This is a genomic window from Kitasatospora sp. NPDC098663 (genome assembly GCF_044760075.1).
In the GTDB taxonomy this organism is placed as follows: Bacteria; Actinomycetota; Actinomycetes; order Streptomycetales; family Streptomycetaceae; genus Kitasatospora.
Map to the genome: position 1 here is coordinate 52,716 of NZ_JBIWAP010000001.1, position 16,283 is coordinate 68,998.

14 protein-coding genes are annotated in these 16,283 nt (G+C 71.8%); 9 read left to right on the forward strand and 5 right to left on the reverse strand.

Going from position 1 to position 16,283, the window contains the following annotated elements:
• Positions 1–14: 14 nt before the first annotated feature.
• Positions 15–530 carry a DUF4240 domain-containing protein gene (locus ACIQVZ_RS00250; RefSeq protein ID WP_350885237.1) on the forward strand — a complete coding sequence of 172 codons (516 nt, stop codon included), beginning with the start codon at positions 15–17 and terminating at the stop codon, positions 528–530.
• A 71-nt stretch (positions 531–601) separates the two neighbouring features.
• On the opposite strand, the gene ACIQVZ_RS00255 is transcribed toward ACIQVZ_RS00250, so the two are convergent.
• Both ACIQVZ_RS00255 and ACIQVZ_RS00260 read right to left on the reverse strand, forming a co-directional pair.
• Complete coding sequence (locus ACIQVZ_RS00255) at positions 602–1,693, reverse strand: DUF2510 domain-containing protein (protein WP_402445811.1); 1,092 nt, start codon at positions 1,691–1,693, stop codon at positions 602–604.
• Between the two features lie 120 nt (positions 1,694–1,813).
• Positions 1,814–2,311, reverse strand: a complete 498-nt coding sequence (locus ACIQVZ_RS00260; protein WP_350885241.1) for a GNAT family N-acetyltransferase — start codon at positions 2,309–2,311, stop codon at positions 1,814–1,816.
• Positions 2,312–2,375: 64 nt separating this feature from the next.
• Between ACIQVZ_RS00260 and ACIQVZ_RS00265 the strand changes: the two genes are divergently transcribed.
• The 3 genes from ACIQVZ_RS00265 (at position 2,376) to ACIQVZ_RS00275 (ending at position 6,545) form a co-directional block, all read left to right on the forward strand.
• Complete coding sequence (locus ACIQVZ_RS00265) at positions 2,376–3,281, forward strand: TIGR01777 family oxidoreductase (RefSeq protein ID WP_402445815.1); 906 nt, start codon at positions 2,376–2,378, stop codon at positions 3,279–3,281.
• Positions 3,282–3,800: 519 nt separating this feature from the next.
• Complete coding sequence (locus tag ACIQVZ_RS00270; protein WP_402445816.1) at positions 3,801–5,132, forward strand: NAD(P)/FAD-dependent oxidoreductase; 1,332 nt, start codon at positions 3,801–3,803, stop codon at positions 5,130–5,132.
• 189 nt (positions 5,133–5,321) lie between these two features.
• Entirely contained in the window at positions 5,322–6,545 is a 1,224-nt protein-coding gene (locus tag ACIQVZ_RS00275; protein WP_402445818.1) for a cation:proton antiporter, read from the forward strand.
• A 151-nt stretch (positions 6,546–6,696) separates the two neighbouring features.
• On the opposite strand, the gene ACIQVZ_RS00280 is transcribed toward ACIQVZ_RS00275, so the two are convergent.
• Positions 6,697–8,583: a regulator gene (locus ACIQVZ_RS00280; RefSeq protein ID WP_402445821.1), complete on the reverse strand. Its 1,887-nt coding sequence runs from the start codon at positions 8,581–8,583 to the stop codon at positions 6,697–6,699.
• Positions 8,584–8,893: 310 nt separating this feature from the next.
• Here ACIQVZ_RS00280 and ACIQVZ_RS00285 point away from each other — a divergent pair, with 310 nt between their 5' ends.
• Positions 8,894–9,655, forward strand: coding sequence for a 3-hydroxybutyrate dehydrogenase (locus ACIQVZ_RS00285; protein WP_350885251.1), 762 nt, complete (start codon positions 8,894–8,896; stop codon positions 9,653–9,655).
• Positions 9,656–9,806: 151 nt separating this feature from the next.
• Here the strand turns inward: ACIQVZ_RS00285 and ACIQVZ_RS00290 are convergent, their stop codons facing one another.
• Complete coding sequence (locus ACIQVZ_RS00290) at positions 9,807–11,006, reverse strand: transcriptional regulator (RefSeq protein ID WP_402445824.1); 1,200 nt, start codon at positions 11,004–11,006, stop codon at positions 9,807–9,809.
• Between the two features lie 42 nt (positions 11,007–11,048).
• Positions 11,049–12,314: an XRE family transcriptional regulator gene (locus tag ACIQVZ_RS00295; RefSeq protein WP_402445828.1), complete on the reverse strand. Its 1,266-nt coding sequence runs from the start codon at positions 12,312–12,314 to the stop codon at positions 11,049–11,051.
• Positions 12,315–12,935: 621 nt separating this feature from the next.
• On the opposite strand from ACIQVZ_RS00295, the gene ACIQVZ_RS00300 reads away from it, so the two are divergent.
• The 4 genes from ACIQVZ_RS00300 to ACIQVZ_RS00315 all read left to right on the forward strand — a co-directional run bounded on the left by ACIQVZ_RS00300 (position 12,936) and on the right by ACIQVZ_RS00315 (position 15,933).
• Positions 12,936–13,682: a hypothetical protein gene (locus tag ACIQVZ_RS00300; RefSeq protein ID WP_402445831.1), complete on the forward strand. Its 747-nt coding sequence runs from the start codon at positions 12,936–12,938 to the stop codon at positions 13,680–13,682.
• Between the two features lie 91 nt (positions 13,683–13,773).
• Positions 13,774–14,688 carry a phosphotransferase family protein gene (locus ACIQVZ_RS00305; protein WP_402445834.1) on the forward strand — a complete coding sequence of 305 codons (915 nt, stop codon included), beginning with the start codon at positions 13,774–13,776 and terminating at the stop codon, positions 14,686–14,688.
• 2 nt (positions 14,689–14,690) lie between these two features.
• Positions 14,691–15,359, forward strand: coding sequence for a class I SAM-dependent methyltransferase (locus ACIQVZ_RS00310; RefSeq protein ID WP_402445837.1), 669 nt, complete (start codon positions 14,691–14,693; stop codon positions 15,357–15,359).
• 28 nt (positions 15,360–15,387) lie between these two features.
• Complete coding sequence (locus ACIQVZ_RS00315; RefSeq protein WP_402445839.1) at positions 15,388–15,933, forward strand: HAD domain-containing protein; 546 nt, start codon at positions 15,388–15,390, stop codon at positions 15,931–15,933.
• Positions 15,934–16,283 lie beyond the last annotated feature (350 nt).

Consider the following 16,283-nt stretch of genomic DNA (forward strand, 5'->3'; position numbering starts at 1 on the left):
ATGCTGGAGCGGTGATGGACGAGACCGACTTCTGGCAGATGATCGACGAGACCCGGGAGGACGCCGACGGCGATCCGGACGAGCAGGCCGACCGGCTGGTGGAACGGCTGGTCCAGCTGACCCCGGACGACGTCATCGACTTCGCCCGGCTGTTCGAGGCCCGGTTCCAGCGGGCCTACCGCCACGATCTCTGGGGCGCCGCCTACCTGCTGCTGGACGGCGCCTCCGACGACACCTTCGACTACTTCCGCTGCTGGCTGATCGGCCAGGGCCGGGACGTCTTCGAGGGCGCTCTGTTCGAGCCGGACGACCTGGCGGACCTGCTGCCCGAGTTCGACGAGGAGGAGGACGGCGAGGCCGAGGACCTCGGCTACGCCGCCGACGAGGCGTACGAGCAGCTGACCGGACTGCCGCTGCCCGAGGTGGGCGGGCGACAGTCCGGCCGACCGGCCGGGGCCGCGCTGGACTTCGACGACCCGGACGTCATGGCGAAACGGTTTCCCAAGCTCTGGGAGCGCTACGGGGATTAGGACAGCCCGAAGGTTCTGTCCGACCGGACGGCGCGTCAGACACGCCCCCGGCATGAGCGGGGCCGGACGCGTCAGGCGGTGCTGCCGCCGCCGGACGTGCCGTCCTGCTTGACGCCCTTGAGGATCTGGTCCAGCGCGGACGCGTCCGGCGCGCTCGGGGTATCGTCCACCCCGCCCTCGAACACCACGAAGCCGCCGCCCTTGGCCGGGACGGCGGCCAGCAGGACGTAGCCCTGGGTGCCGTCCGCGGTGCGGATGTGCCAGCGCACGGCGTAGCCGGACACGCCCGCGACGGTCGTGTAGCCGGAGCCGGAGTCGGTGTGCGAGCTGATCCCGGTGAAGATCTGGCCGGCGTACGCGGGCATCGTGGCCTCGGCGGCCGCCTTGGCGGTGGCGCCCTGGACGGTGTCCTTCTCGACCGAGAACTGGCCGCGGATACAGGAGTTGCCGTCCGGGCAGGTGTAGCTGCCGGTGCCCAGGTAGACCGTGGAGTGCGGGGAGTTGGGCGCCACGTCCCAGCCGTCGAGCACCGGGACGGTGATCGCGTGCTGGGCGTCCGGGACGGTGCTCCTGACGGTCGGCGCCGGCTTGGGCGCGGGCGTCGGGGCGGACGTGCCCGCCGTGGGGCTCGGGGCGGGGCCGCTCCGGGTGATGGTGACCGTCGGGTTCGGGGCCGGGTCGGCCTGCGGGGAGCCGCCGCCGCTGAGCACGATCCCGGCGGCGATCCCGCCCACGGCCAGGACGGCGACCGCGATGCCGACGACCAGGCCGGGCCTCACCCGGCGTGACGCCGGCTGCTGCGGCGGGTAGCCCGACGCCGGGTAGCCGTAGCCCGCGCCTTGGGCGGGGTAGCCGTCCTGGGCCGGGTAGTAGCCGTCCTGGCCCGGGCGGTAGCCGTCCTGGCCCGGGTAGCCGTAGCCCGGGGCAGGGGCGCTGCCCGGGTAGCCGTGGCCGGGGGCGTCCTGCGGGCCGCCGTAGCCGTACCCGGGCTGCCGGCCGGGGGGCTGCCAGCCCTGGGTGGGGGCGTCGGCGAGGTGGCCGACGCCGCCCTGGGGCGGGCGTACCTCGCTGGTCCAGGCGTTGCCGTCCCACCAGCGCTCGTGACCGGGGGTGCCGTCCGCACCGGGGACCGGGTACCACCCGGGGGGCGTCGAGTTGCTCACGGCCGTACGGTACCCGGCGGGGTGCCGGTCCAGACAGAGCGGATCGGTCACGACTCTGCACCACCCGCCACTCCCTGACGAATCGTCAGACATGGCGGGCGGCAAGGCCGGTCGGGCAGGTCAGTCCGCCAGGCGGCGGGCCATCAGGATGCCGTCCACGTAGGAGCCGTCGATCAGGAACTCCTCCGCCAGCGAGCCCTCGACGCCGAAGCCGCAGCCCTCGTAGAGGCGGCGGGCCGGGGCGTTCCAGCCGAGCACCCCCAGGGTGATCCTGCGGGCGCCCGCGGCCCGGGCGGCCTCGCAGGCCGCCTCGACCAGGCGCCGGCCGACACCCCGGCCGCGGACCGTGTCGTCGACGGCCAGACCCTGGATCTGCCGGACGTGCCGGTTGCTGGCCAGCGGACTCGGCGGGACTTGGCGGATGTAGCCGACGAGCCGGCGGTCCAGGAAGGCGAGCAGGTACTGCTCCGGGGTGTGCCGCTCGTCGAAGATCCCGCCCTCCTCGGGCGGCCGCGGGGAGACCTCGGACAGCGGGGACCAGGCGGCGCGGTTGAGGACGACGAGTTCGCCCTCGTCCTCGGGCCGCGCCGGGCGGATGATCAGATCGTCCTCGTACATGCGCGTCATGCTAATGAGACGCACCTCGACATGACAGGGCATTGGGACCTGGGAGGATGGACGTATGCGCATCGCTGTCACAGGCTCCACGGGATTGATCGGTTCGGCTCTCGTCCGCTCCCTGCTGGCGGACGGCCACGAGGTGGTCCGGCTGGTCCGGCGCCACTCCAGGACGGGCCCGCAGCCCGACGGCAGCACGGCCATCGGCTGGAACCCGCTGCTCGGCCAGGTCGAGCAGGACGGGCTGGCCGGGGTCGAGGCGGTCGTGCACCTGGCCGGCGCCGGGGTCGGCGACCACCGCTGGACGGACGCCTACAAGCGGGAGATCCGGGAGAGCCGGGCACTCGGCACCGAGACGCTGGCCGTCGCACTGGCCGCGCTCAAGGAGCCGCCCCGGGTGCTGGTCAGCGGCTCCGCGGTCGGCTGGTACGGGCAGACCGGCGACCGGGTGATCGACGAGGACTCCCCCGCCGGCGACGACTTCCTGGCCGAGGTCTGCGTGGAGTGGGAGGCCGCCGCGCGGCCGGCCGAGCTGGCCGGCATCCGGGTCGTCCACCCGCGCACCGGGATGGTGCTGTCCGCGGCCGGCGGGGCCGGCGCGCGGCTGTTCCCGCTGTTCAAGCTGGGGCTGGGCGGGCGGCTCGGCGACGGGCGGCAGTACTGGAGCTTCATCTCGCTGGCCGACCAGGTCGCCGCGCTGCGGTTCCTGATCGACCGGGACGACCTCTCCGGCCCCGTCAACCTCACCGCGCCCGATCCCGTCACCAACGCCGAGCTGACGGCGGCGCTCGGGCGGGTGCTCCGGCGGCCGACCCCGTTCCCGGTGCCGGAGGCGGTGCTCAAGGTGGTGCTCGGCGAGCTGGCGGTCGAGGTGGTCGGCAGCCACCGGGTGGTGCCGCGGCGGCTGCTGGACGCGGGCTTCCGCTTCGCGCACCCGAACGTGGACGCGGCGGTGCGCGCGGCGCTGTGAGTGGCAGTGCTCGCGACGCTGTGAGTGGCGGTGCTCGCGCTGCTGTGAGCGGCGGTGCTCGCGGTGCGCTCGGCACTGTGAGTTGTCACTGGGGGCGACCGGCGGCGCGGAACCCTGCCGTCCGCCGCGGGTTTCCGGCACGGGCTGCGCGGCGGGGTTCCGGTACGTCCCGCCGCGTACGGCGGCTACGGCATTCGCCCTGGCCAGGGGCATATGCCGGGCGGAGATCGGGTGGGGGTCGGACGGGGCTTCGGGAGGGGGCGCATGGGAGCACACACCAGGCGCGTCGCACGCCCCCGGTGACCGTGCGCGCCCGCCGACCCCGGAACCCGGCCCCAACGGCGCACTGTCCGTGACCGCGCTCCCGCCCGGTGCCGCACGCCCCCTCTCGCCCCTTGGATCGGGCCCGATGCGCTTGTCTGATGCTCACACTGACTGGGCATCACACCGTCGGACCGTGTCCCGGCACCCCGCTGCCTGCGTCGGCCGGAGCCCCGGGACCAGGGAGGGAGCACGCCAGTGCCCACATACGACTTCACCCGCCGCGCCCGCCGCCCGTCCGACCCTGACGTCATCGTCATCGGCGCCGGACTCGCCGGTCTGGCCGCCGCACGCACGCTCACCGGCCGCGGCCTCACCGTGCAGATCCTTGAGGCCACGGACCGGATCGGCGGCCGGATGGCCACCCGCGAACTGGACGGATTCCGGCTCGACGACGGCAGCCACCTGCTGAACACCGCCTTCCCCGAACTCCGCCGCGTCCTCGACCTCGACCGCCTCGACCTGCGCCCGCTCGCCGCCGGAGTCCTCGTGCACAGCGCCGGCCGCCGCTACCGCACCGGGGACCCGCAGCTCACCACCGCCCGGCAGGCCGCCACCCGCGCCCCACTCGGCAGCCCGCTGGACAAGGCCCGGCTCGGCAGTTGGCTCGGCCGGCTCGCCACCACCCCCGCCAGCCGGCTCAAGGCCCGCCCGGAGACCACCACCGCCCGCGCGCTGGCCGGCCACGGCCTCGCCCCGCGCACCCTCGACGGCTTCCTGCGGCCACTGCTCAGCGCGCTGCTCAGTGACCCCGCCCTCGGCACCAGCAGCCGGATCGCCGACCTGGTCCTGCGCTCCTACGCGCGCGGACGGCTCTGTCTGCCCGCCGGCGGGATCGCTGCCGTGCCGGCCCAGCTGGCCACCACCCTGCCCGCCGGCACCGTACGCACCGGGGTGCAGGTCACCTCGATCACCGCCGACGGCGTGGAGACCGTCGCCCACGGGCGGATCGGCGCCCAGGCCGTCGTCCTCGCCACCGACGCCCGCTCCGCCGCCGAACTGCTGCCCGGGCTGCGGCTGCCGGACTTCCACCCCGTCACGACCTTCTACCACGCGGCCGACCGCACCCCGCTGGGCGAGGCCGTCCTGCTGCTCGACGGCGACCGGCCCGGCGGGCAGCCGCCGCTGGTCTCGCACTCGCTGGTGCTCAGCGAACTGCACCCCTCCTACGCCCCCGCCGGACAGGCACTGATCGCCACCACCGTGCTCGGGCGGCGCTCCTTCGACGCGGGCGGACCGGCCGGGCTGGAACCGGTGGTCCGGGCCCGGCTCGCCGAGCTGTACGGCACCTCGACCACCGGCTGGCAGTTCCTGAACGTGCGGCACGTCCCGGACGCGCTGCCCGCGATGCCGCCGCCGCACAACCCCCGGCGCCCGGTGCGGGTGCTGGCCGGGCTGTACGTCGCCGGGGACCACCGGGACACCAGCAGCGTGCAGGGCGCGCTGGTCTCCGGGCGGCGGGCGGCGCAGGCGGTGCTGCGCGACCTCGGCGTCCCGGCCGGCGCCCGGGAGGCCGAGGCGGCGGCCTGAGCCTGGCGGGCTCCGGGTCTGGCTCCGGCTCCGGCTCCGGCTCCGGCTCCGGGTCTGGCTCCGGCTCCCGCTCCCGCTCCCGCTCCCGGGACACGCTGACGACCTGCCGGTGGGTGACGGAGCGGCGGCATGCCAGGATGCCGACATGACCGCTCATCGGATGATTTACACCGTACGGCCGGTTGCGCGGTGAGCGCCGCCGTCCAGCCGGTGGCCCTGATCCTGATCCCCGCCGCGGCCGTCGCCGCGCCGCTGCTCGCCGACCGCCTGCTGCGGTGGATCGCCGTCCCGACCGTCGTGTTCGAGATCCTGCTCGGCGTCCTGATCGGCCCCGACGTCCTGAACTGGGCGCACGTCGACGACCTGGTCAACGCGCTCTCCCAGTTCGGCCTGGCCATGCTGATGTTCCTGGCCGGGTACGAGATCGACTTCGCCAAGCTGCGCGGCGGCCCGCTGAAACGGGCGGGCACCGCGTGGCTGGTCTCGCTCGTGCTGGCGCTCGGCGTGGGCGCGCTGGTCAACCGGGATCCGCTGAACGGCGCCTTCGCCGGGCTCGCGCTCACCACCACCGCCCTCGGGACCATCCTGCCGATCCTCCGCGACTCCGGCGAACTGCCCACTCCCTTCGGCTCGTCGGTGATGGCCACCGGGGCGGTCGGCGAGTTCGGGCCGATCATCGCGATCGCCGTCCTGCTCAGCGGCAACTCCCCGGTCCGGACGGCCGTCATCCTCGGCGCCTTCGCGGTGATCACCGCCGCCGCCGTCCTCGGCGCACGCCGCCCCCGGCCCGCCTGGGCCACCCGGCTCATCGAGCGCACCCTGCGCACCTCGGGGCAGTTCGCGGTCCGGGCGGTGATCCTGGTGCTCGCCGTCATGGTGGCCGCCGCGATCTGGCTCGACCTGGACATGCTGCTCGGCGCCTTCACCGCCGGGATCGTCTCCCGGCTGCTGCTCTCCGACATCCGCCGGGCCGAGGAGGAGGTGATCGCGGCCAAGCTGGAGAGCATCGGCTTCGGTTTCCTGGTGCCGGTGTTCTTCGTGGTCAGCGGGATGAACTTCGACCTGGCCGCCCTGCTGGACGACCCCGGCACGATACTGCTCGTCCCGGTGTTCCTGCTGCTGCTCCTGGCCGTGCGCGGGCTGCCCGCCGGGCTGCTCGCCCCGGCCGGACTCGGCCGGCGGGACCGCACGGCGCTCGGGCTCTACGGCGCGACGGCGCTGCCGCTGGTCGTGGTGATCACCACCATCGAGGTGGACGACGGCCACCTGCCGTCCTCGACGGCGGCCGCGCTGGTCGGCGCCGGCATGCTCTCGGTCCTGGTGTTCCCGCTGGTGGCGCAGCGGGTGCGTGGCGGCGTCCGGCCGCCCGCGCCGGAGGCCGGGCAGCCGCGCGTCCGGGCCGAGAGCTGGTGAGCCGCTTCGCTCCCGTCCGCCGCCGGAACACTCGGTGCCTGTGCCGGAGCCGGTGCCGGGCGGATGGGCCCTTCGGCCCGGGGCGGACCCGGGCCGGACGGGTTTCCAGGGCCGCCGGGGCTCGCCCGACCGGCCCCTCTTCGACGGGTCCTCAGATCACGCCGGCCTGGCGGGCCGTCTCCTCGAAGGCGCGGGCCACCGGGCTGCCCCGGTAGGGGGTGAGGCGGCGGTGGAAGTCCCGGACGTACTCCAGCGAGCGGGCCGAGCGCATCTCCCCCGCCGCCCGCAGCGCGTCGGTGGCCATGGTGCAGGCCTCGTCGAGGTCCCCCATGCCGAGCCGGGCGGTGGCCAGCACCAGCCGGCAGAAGATCCGGCTGCGCGCGTAGGCGGGCGAGCGCAGCCGCAGCGACTTCTCGGCGTGTTGCGCGGAGGTGCGCCACTGCTGGAGGTCGCGGTAGCAGTGGGCGAACTCGTCGGAGAGCTGGGCCTCGTCGAAGTACCGCGCCCAGGAAGGCAGTTCGTCGCCGACCCGGGCCGCGGCCAGTGCCCGCTCGGAGCGCACCAGGGCGGTGGTGCAGGCCCGGACGTCGCCCAGCAGGCCGTGCCCGCGCGCCTCGGCGGTGTGCATCAGCGACTGGACCACCGGCGGCACGGCGGTGCCCACGCCCTGCTGGGCGACCCTGGCCAGTTGGACGGCCTCCCGGCCGTGGCCCAGGTGGACGGCCTGCTGGCTCATCGTCACCAGGACGTACCCGCCGAGCGCGCGGTCCCCGGCGGCCTGGGACAGGCGCAGCGCCTGGACGAAGTAGCGCTGGGCGAGGCCGTGCGCGGCGATGTCGAAGGACGTCCAGCCGGCCAGCCTGGTCAGGTCGGCGACGGCGCCGAACAGCGCCCGGCCGATCTGCTCGCCGTAGCGGCCGCGCAGCATCGGCTCGGCCTCGCTCTCCAGGTAGCGGACCAGCGCCTGCCGGGCGTGCCCGCCGCCGTAGGCGTGATCGAGCGCCCGGAAGAGGTCACCGACGGCGCGGATGGCGGCGATGTCGCCGCGGCCGACCCGCAGGGCGGGGCGCGACTCGCGGGCCGGTTCGGTGTACGGCGGCTCGACGGCGATCGGCGGGCGCCGGCTCTGGGTGGGCACCCGGCCGATGGCGGGCCCGGCGGGGCCGGCCGCGCCCGGCACGGGGCGCATGCCGGGGGCTCCGAGGTGGGCCTGGCCGCGCGCCGGGCTCGGAGGGGGAGCGCCGGGCGCGGGGGGCACGCTCTGGGCGGGCGCGGCGGATGCGGCGGATGCTGCCGTCACGGCGGATGCCGCGGTGCCGGTGGTGGCGGTGGTGGCGGTGGGCGGGCCGGTGGCGGCGTCGGGACGGGCCATCGTCGAGCCGTCCCGGGCGACGCGCTCGTCGGTGCGGCCGATCAGCCAGTCCCGGCTGGGGACGACCAGGCCCGCCGGGGTGAAGGCGATCCGGCGCAGTTCGGACTGCGGGCCGTTGTCCTTGCGCCACATGCTCGCCACGATGTCCACCGCCTCCTGCGGGGTCTCGGCGAACTCCAGGCCCGCGTACACCGGGGCGCAGGCGTCCAGGCCGAGGTCCTGGGCGGTGAGGCGGCGGCCGAGGCGGCGGGTGAAGACCTCGGCGATCAGCGCGGGGGTGGCGCCGCGGGGCTGCTGACCGCGCAGCCAGCGGGTGACCGAGGTCTTGTCGTAGCGCAGGTCGAGGCCGTGCTCCAGGCCGAGCTGGTCGACCCGGCGGGCCAGGCCCGCGTGCGAGAAGCCGGCTTCCTCGATGAGCGTGGCGAGCTGGCCGTTCTGCGGCGCCGGGCCGGAGTGCCCGGAGTGGCCGCCGACCGGCCCGGGGGCGGCGGGTTCGTGCCGGTCGGTTGTGGCCTGCGCGGGCAGCCGCAGTTCGTCGGCGGTCGGGGCGTCGGCGGTCAGGGCGTCGGGGGCGTCCGGCAGGGCCCGGCCGACCGGGCCTCGGTGGTGGCCGAGCGGGTCGAGCGGTCCGTACGCCGGGCTGTCGGTTGCAGGCCGTTGGGGCATGTCAGTCAACACCTCTCGGACGTCGCACCGGGCTCTACCAGCACTTCGGCTGCCTGGGGCGGCGCCCCCTGTCGGGAATCGGCGTGAATGTAGCGAGCATTCGGGCGCTATGGGTGGATCTGACCGAGCAATCCTCCGAACGGGTGAAGCAATCGCGCCCATTGTGGGGAAGCGCGGTCGGCGCGGGTTTGGCCTTTCGCGGTCGAACCGTCGATCGACCATCGTGGCGGTGAACACCACAGCCAACCGGGATGCTGTGGTGGACCACCACATGGGAGCCTGGCCCCCTGGTTTCCTAGCGTTCTCGGCCATGGACACCACTACAGCCCGCCCGCTCGACGGCCGGACGGCCCTGGTCACCGGGGCCGCCTCGGGCATCGGCCGGGCCTGCGCCGAGGCCTTCGCCGGGGCCGGCGCCCGGGTCTACGTCGTCGACCTCGCGGCCGGCCCGGCCCGGGAGCTCGCGGAGCGGATCGGCGGCCAGGCCGTCGTCGCGGACCTCGCCGACCCGGAGGCCGTGGAGGCCCTGCCGGCCGACGCCGACATCGTGGTCAACAACGCCGGTCTCCAACACGTCGCGCCCGTCCACGAGTTCCCGCCCGACCGCTTCACCCTCATCCAACGCGTCATGGTCGAGGCGCCGTTCCGCATCCTGCGCCGCACTCTCCCGCACATGTACGAGCGGGAGTGGGGCCGGGTGGTCAACATCTCCTCCGTCCACGGCCTGCGGGCCAGCGCCTTCAAGTCCGCCTACGTCACCGCCAAGCACGCGCTGGAGGGCCTCAGCAAGACCGTCGCCCTGGAGGGCGCCCCCTACGGCGTCACCAGCAACTGCATCAACCCGGGCTACGTCCGAACTCCCCTGGTGGAGAAGCAGATCGCGAGCCAGGCGCTCGCCCACGGCATCCGCGAGGACGAGGTCGTCGAGCAGATCATGCTCGAACGCACGGCCGTCAAGCGCCTCATCGAGCCCGAGGAGATCGCCCAACTCGCCCTCTGGCTCTGCTCCCCGCCCGCCTCCTACATCACCGGCGCCAGCCTCCCCGTCGACGGCGGCTGGACGGCGCACTGAGCCGCGGCACCTGGCCGCCCTGCCCAGGCCGACCCCCGGGACTGTGTGGGCGGCCCACATAGTCCCGGGGAACGCGCCTTCCCACCTTGTGGCGACGTCCATTGGGGTCACGCCCGCGCGGCGACATCCCTTGGGGCGCGCAACAAGGCCGCTACCGGAAGGACTCTCCCAGAAGAGCCTCCCGGTGCTGCCAGGCAAGCCGTAGAAGGGCCGCACCGGCAGGCTGCATCGGTTCGGCGCCCGTGAGGCGATCCACCTGCTCGGCGGTAAACGGAATCCCGGTCGAGCGCCCGGTCGTATCCTCCCGTCCGACACGATGGCCTTCATCGTTGGTTGAGACGATCCGCTGGAACGTCTCGTCGAACAAGTCGGCGTCGAACACGGCCACGGTCAGCATGTCGGTGACGAAGGTCAGCGGATCCATGCCGAGGCCGAGCCAGAAGACCTGCAGTCTCCCGTCCTGGCGAGCAGCGGTGAGTGTCCTGTTGAGCGGCCAGGCCGCGTAGTCGATGGGCGCCCTGTCGCTACCGTAGTCCTCGGTGGCACCGAGCAGTTCCTCGCTCAGCTCCCTGAGGATCGCTCGCCAGAGATCGAAGTCGTTCCCCTCGTTCCATGGTGCGTCGTGTGACGCCTGAAACATCCCGACAGGCATGACCTGGTAGAGGCCTCCACCGCTGGCGACCTTTTCAGGGTCGCGCCAGTGCAGCACGAACTCGGCTCCGCCGGTTGCCCGATCGTTCCGGATGGTCAGCGTGCTCGTTGCCGCCATGACGGGCCGACGCATGAGATCGGTCGGATCGGCGATGGCTACGCGGAAGGGCGTAGCTGAAGGATCCACTGGCTTGTCCGAGCTCGCCAGGACTGCCGCGGCGTACTCGTGCGCGGCAGCCTCGCAGATGTTGATCACGTCGAAGTACCGGCCGCGGCCGAAGGTCAGTCTCGGACCGGCGGCCGATGCCTCAACGTCGAGCAGGCGATAGCAGTTTCGGTTCTCGAACAGCCTTGGCTTGGCGAGATCCCGGACGGCTTCCGCATATTCGCGGTAGGCGGTCCCGTCCTCCCGGTGCGGTCGGATGTGATCGAGCTCCGGCTCACTGCCGTTCAACAGCGGTGCAGACGCGTTTGGCTTCCAGCTCAGCCGGACGCGCTCCAGCGGCACCGGCTGTTCCGGAATCCAGTGCTGTCGGGCCAGGAGGGGTGTCCCCGGGATGAGGCTCTCGGACGTGTTCTCTGCCAGCAGCCGACTGGTCAACGCGTAACGCTGATCGTTCAGAAAGCCGCGCACCCGTCGCCACTGCTCTCCACTGTCGAATGGGGTGGGCTGGTCATCTCCCACGGGCGCGCTGGACACGATGCTCCTTCGTTGCATACGGGCACGACGCCTTGCGGTCGGCTACGAGCCGAGCAGCAGGTCGCGGTACTTCCAGGCCAGAGCCAAGCATGCCGCGCCCGGCGACGCCATGGGCTCACTTCTGATGAACTGCAGGACGTTCTGCTCGGTGAACGGGATACCAGCAGAGGTGTCCTGGCCGTTCCACTCCGTGACGGTCACCCCCTCGGCGTTGGTCTTCACCACCTCGCCGAACAACTCCTCGAAGACCTCATCCTCGATCACGAGCGCTGTCGGGATAGTTGCCGCCAGCGTGAGCGCGTCACAGCCCACCCCGAAGCAGTACAACCGGATCCTCCGGGTTCGCCGGGCTCGCTCAAGCGCACGGTAGAGCGGCCATCGATCGTAATCGAGCGGCCGGCTCCCGGAACCGTCGTACTCAGGCGCGCCCAGCAGTTCCTCGTTGAGCTCTCTGACGATGTTGCGCCACAGGTCGAAGTCGCTGCCCGCAGGGTCACCGGCGATGGCGCTCGGTTGGAATTCCCCGGCCGGAATGGTGTCGTAAAGCCCGCCGGCGGTGGCCACCTTGCCTGGATCGCGCCAGTGCAGCAAGAAGCTCGCCTTGCCGGAGGGTCGGACTCGGATCAGCAAGGTGGTGATAGCGGGCACGACCGCGCGCAGATCCACGTCGAACGGATCGCTCACCAGTCGCCGGAAGGGCAGCCGGGCCCAGGTCGCGAGCCCCTCGGTCGTAACGGCCGCAAGTTCATGACCGAGGGCCTCGGAGACATCGAGCTTGTCAAAGTAGGTGGCCAGGCCGAAGGAGAGCTCGCCGTCTCCATCCCGGCCCCACTCAACCCCGGTCAGTCGATAGCTCGGCCGATTCTCGAAGAGCGACGGCGAGTCGATGTACCGGATTGCCTGGGTGTACCGCTCGAACGAACGGCTGGGGCTGTACATCGGCAGGATCTGACGCGCTTCGGGCTCGCTTCCGTCGATCAGGGGAGCCTTTGTCGCAGCTCCGCCCACCCATCTGAGACGTATACGCTCGATCTCCACCGGTGCCGATGGCGCCCATTCGGGTGGCATCAGAAGCGCCGTACCCGGGACATGGAACTCGATCGGGTAGAGCGCGCTGGCCGCGCGAGAAAGCTCATTCCGGTGGGTGTTGAGGTAGTGGCGAACGTTCCGCCAGGCGTTCTGGCTGATGGTCACTTCACTGGCGGTCGAGCTGAACGCGGTCGAGCTGAACTCGGAGATCGAAAGTCGCTCGACATGTCGAGGCGACACCACACCCGGGATGCTGAACCACAGGCGCTCCGCCGGCACACCTAGCACCCGGGCATAGTGGATAAGGGAGATGAGATCGGTAACAGGCGGCCCAGTCTCAATTCTGCTGATCTGAGCCTGAGTTAATCCCAGCCACCGGCCAAAGGTGCTCTGCGGGATTCCTCGCGGCCCGTACTCAACTCGGTGATAGGGGTGAAGTCGGTAGGCCCGCACGATCCGACCGATGTGGCGATCTCCAAAGGCTGAAACAAACTCCCGCGAACTCCAGAACTCTGCTGGGACGCGCGGGGGCTGGTCAACCGCCTGCGATCGACCTGCCGATCGACACGGCGAGCACAGGGCACCTCGCTGGTCCGCGGCCAGCCGTGCGCCACACCGGCGACACGTGAACGTTGCCCCTTGCCCAACCGACACCGTCGCCCCTGATCCGCTCGACCGAGACCCTCAATGTGACGAGCAGTATATGAACCGCCACGATCGGTGTCCGGCGATCTATGTATCACACGTATACGGGGAACCCCAGTCCGGCATGGAAGCAACGGGGCCGGGCGGCCACCGTAAGTACTGGCCGCCTGGGCAACCGGTTTCCTTCGCGCTCCAGGCGGCTGGCCAAGCCGATTGGCACCCGTCAGGGTGCCGCGACCCGGAACGGAGACACAGGTGACCACCGTCGACATCGCGACGATCACGGTCGAGCTGCCCGAGGCGTTCGACCCGCGCTGGAACCGCCTGCCCGGCATCACCGTGGACGGCAAGACGATCACCGTCGACCCGGAGAAGTACTTCTTCCGGTTCGAAACCAGCTCCTGGCTCGTCATCGACTGGCAGACCGTGAAGGACGGCCTGCTGAACGTGGACGAGACCGAAGAGGCCGCCGTCGAGCAGATGGCGCTGGAGTTCATCAAGACCCACGCCCGTTCCACCAGCGATGCCGGCCAGGTGCTGGCCATCGCCCACCAGGTGTACGCGTACCTGTTCCGGGGCGAGCACCTGGCCACCCTCGGGCTGCCGCGGGTCACCGCCGAGCACCTCAAGATGCTTCGCGAGGCCGCCACCTTCATGGCCCTCAACAAGGTCGAGCTCGACGGCCACATCAGCAACGTCGGCCCGTGCTGGTTCTTCCCCTCCGCCACCAGCGTGGTCTTCGACCTCTCCGAGGAGGACGGCCAGATGCTGGACGAGGTCTACCACGGCGGCTGGTTCAACGAGCACCGTCGGATCGAGGGCATCAAGGCCCACACCGCACTCGGTGGCCGGCTGGTCCACGGCTGCCAGTCCGTGCCCGACCAGTCCGGCGGCGTAGTCGCCTCCTACGGCACCTCCATGGCCACGTTCGGCACCGAGCTGGCCGCCTTCAAGAAGGAGTGGATCGACCAGGTCAACTCCTACCGGGTGACCACGGCCTGATCCTCGCATTGACACCGGGCCGGGGCGGCAGGCGCGCTGCCGCCCCGGCCCCACCGCCCCCAACCCGCACGACCGAACGGAAACAACTCTCTTGGACACCAAGCTCGTCGCCGCGATCCTCGCCGACATCTGCTCCAGCACCGGCTACTCCCGGCCCGCCCGCGAAAAGGTGAGGGTGTGGAGAATGTCCGGCGTCGAACGGCTGCGCTTCGCGGGCGGCCGCACCGCCATCTACAAGTACGCCGTCGAACCGTTCGACGGCGAGGACCAGATCCTCCGTGCGGCCAGCCGAGCCGGGATCCCGGTACCTCAGGTGATCGGCTCCATCGCCCGCGAAGGCGTCCTCGGCATGGTGGTCGAAGACCGGGGAGAGCCCGTCCGCGAAGCGACGGCAACCGACGGTGTGGTAGCCGCCGTCGCCCTCCACGATGCCCCCGTCGCGTCCTCACTGCCGGCAATGGACGAAGACGCCCTCACCGCCCTCCCCGAACTCGCGCTCGGCCACCTCCGGCGCCTGCGCGACGCCGGCCGCTGGAACGACGACACCGCGGACATCACCGCGATGTTGGAAGCCCTCGCCACCGCATCCTCCAAGCGCGCGACCAGCGCCGACCTCCCGCCGTTCGGCTGGGTGCACTCCGAATTCCACCCCACCAGCCTCCACCTCGGCGAAGACGGCTGGTGCCTGCTCGACTTCGCCCGCGCCTTCACCGGCCCCGGCCTGCTCGACCTCGCCTCCTGGCACGGCACCGTCGATGCCCCCGACCCGGCCCGCCTCCAGGCCTTCATCGAGGCGTACGTCGCTGCCGGCGGCGCGAAGGACGCGCTCACCGAACGCGGCGGGCTGCCTGCCGGACTGTGGGCGCTCGGCTGGCAGCGGGTCTGGGCCGTGGAGTGGTTCATGGAGCAGGCCGTCAAGTGGATCAACGACCCGTCGACCGACCCGGGCTACATCAAGGTCGTACGCCGACACCTGGCCTCCGCCGTCCAACTGCTGGACGTGTAGGCGTGGACGTCTGGGACGTCCACGCCGCCCAACGCCTCGCCCAGGACCCGCCCGAACAACTTCCCCCACCCCTGCGGATGGAATGGACACAGCGGTCTGGCACCGGTCCCGGCGCCGAACTCCTGGGCAACGACCTGGCCGGGCGTCGGATCGTGGAACTGGGATGCGGCCCCGGCCACAACACCGCCCACCTGGCCGGCCTCGGCGCCCACGTCACGGGGATCGACAGCTCCCGTAGCCAGATCCGCCGCGCGACGGCCCACTACGGACATACCGAAGCCTCGTTCATCCGGTCCACCGCGAGCACCTACCTGAACCGTGAACGCGACAAGCTGGACGCCATCGTCTCCGTCTTCGGGGCGATCGGCCTGACCGAACCGTTCCGACTGCTGTACTCCTGCTCACGGCGCCTGGACCGCAGAGGCATCCTCGCTTTCTCCGTTCCCCACCCCCAGCGGACCGGCACCATCCCGACCAACCCCCGCACCACCGGCCAAGTCGCCCTGCCAGACGGCACCTTGGCCATGGTGGTGCGCTGGGACATCGACCCGGCCTCATGGGTACGGGCCCTCAACCGGGCCGGCCTGCTTGTCGCCGGCGTCCACAACCTCTTCGCGCCGGCCGACGCACGCTGGCCGACCACCCTCCTGATCACCGCACGGAAGCCCTGACACCCGACCACCGCCCGGGAGGCACCCGATGCACGACGCCCCGTTTCTACTCCTCGACATAGACGGCGTCCTGATCCCTTTTCCGGCCGTCGACGGAAGCACACCCGCCAGCCACGTCGGCCACCAGGTCCACACGGAGGCCGCCGTCGAACCGTTCTGGGTCTGGCTCAACCCGGCCCACGGCAAACTGATCACCGACGCCATCCACACCGACCTCGTGCGGCCCGTGTGGTGCACGAGTTGGCGCTTCGACGCTCGCCGCATCATCGCCCCGCTGCTCGGCCTTCCCGACTTCGACCACATCGAGCTGCCCGATCTGCCGATCACCACCAGCCACCCCGACGGCTACCTGTGGAAGCGCAACCACGTCGCGGACTGGCTCTCCGGCGCCCCGGTTGTCTGGATCGACGACGACTTCACACCCCTCGATCACCAGTGGGCCATCGACCGAACCACGTTCGGCAACCCCACCCTGTTGATCGAGCCCGACCCGCACGCCGGAATTCAACCCGAACACATCACGGACGCCCTGGAATGGGCCTCCAATCTCACTCCAACAGCAAGGGCCGCCTGATGCCCGGCCGGAATTCCGCATCAGACCGCGATGGTTTCGGCACCTTCCCGACTTCCAGCCGGGTCAGTCTCCAGATCGTCACCATCGGACTGCTCGGCGTGGTCGTCGACCACCGGCAGCAGGACCTCGGATCCAGGGCAGGCCACTCGGAAGAGGTTCCGGCCTCCGATTCGCCCGCTCCTTCCGAGTACGGCTCCCCCGGCACCCGCCGTGATTGCCTACGCCTCCCGAGCCAGCACCGATTCAGCGCAGGAGGGGTGGTGAGGGGCGAGCAGAGGTGCGTCCGGGTCAGCACCAAGTCAGCACGGGTTCCGTGAAGGCCCTCATCCCTCCAGGTCAACCAACCGGCT

Coding starts and splice junctions, on each gene's coding strand:
- ACIQVZ_RS00250 (WP_350885237.1), top strand. CDS start 15: ATGGACGAGACCGACTTCTGGCAGATGATCGACGAGACCCGGGAGGAC.
- ACIQVZ_RS00260 (WP_350885241.1), bottom strand. CDS start 2,311: ATGTACGAGGACGATCTGATCATCCGCCCGGCGCGGCCCGAGGACGAG.
- ACIQVZ_RS00265 (WP_402445815.1), top strand. CDS start 2,376: ATGCGCATCGCTGTCACAGGCTCCACGGGATTGATCGGTTCGGCTCTC.
- ACIQVZ_RS00280 (WP_402445821.1), bottom strand. CDS start 8,583: ATGCCCCAACGGCCTGCAACCGACAGCCCGGCGTACGGACCGCTCGAC.
- ACIQVZ_RS00285 (WP_350885251.1), top strand. CDS start 8,894: ATGGACACCACTACAGCCCGCCCGCTCGACGGCCGGACGGCCCTGGTC.
- ACIQVZ_RS00315 (WP_402445839.1), top strand. CDS start 15,388: ATGCACGACGCCCCGTTTCTACTCCTCGACATAGACGGCGTCCTGATC.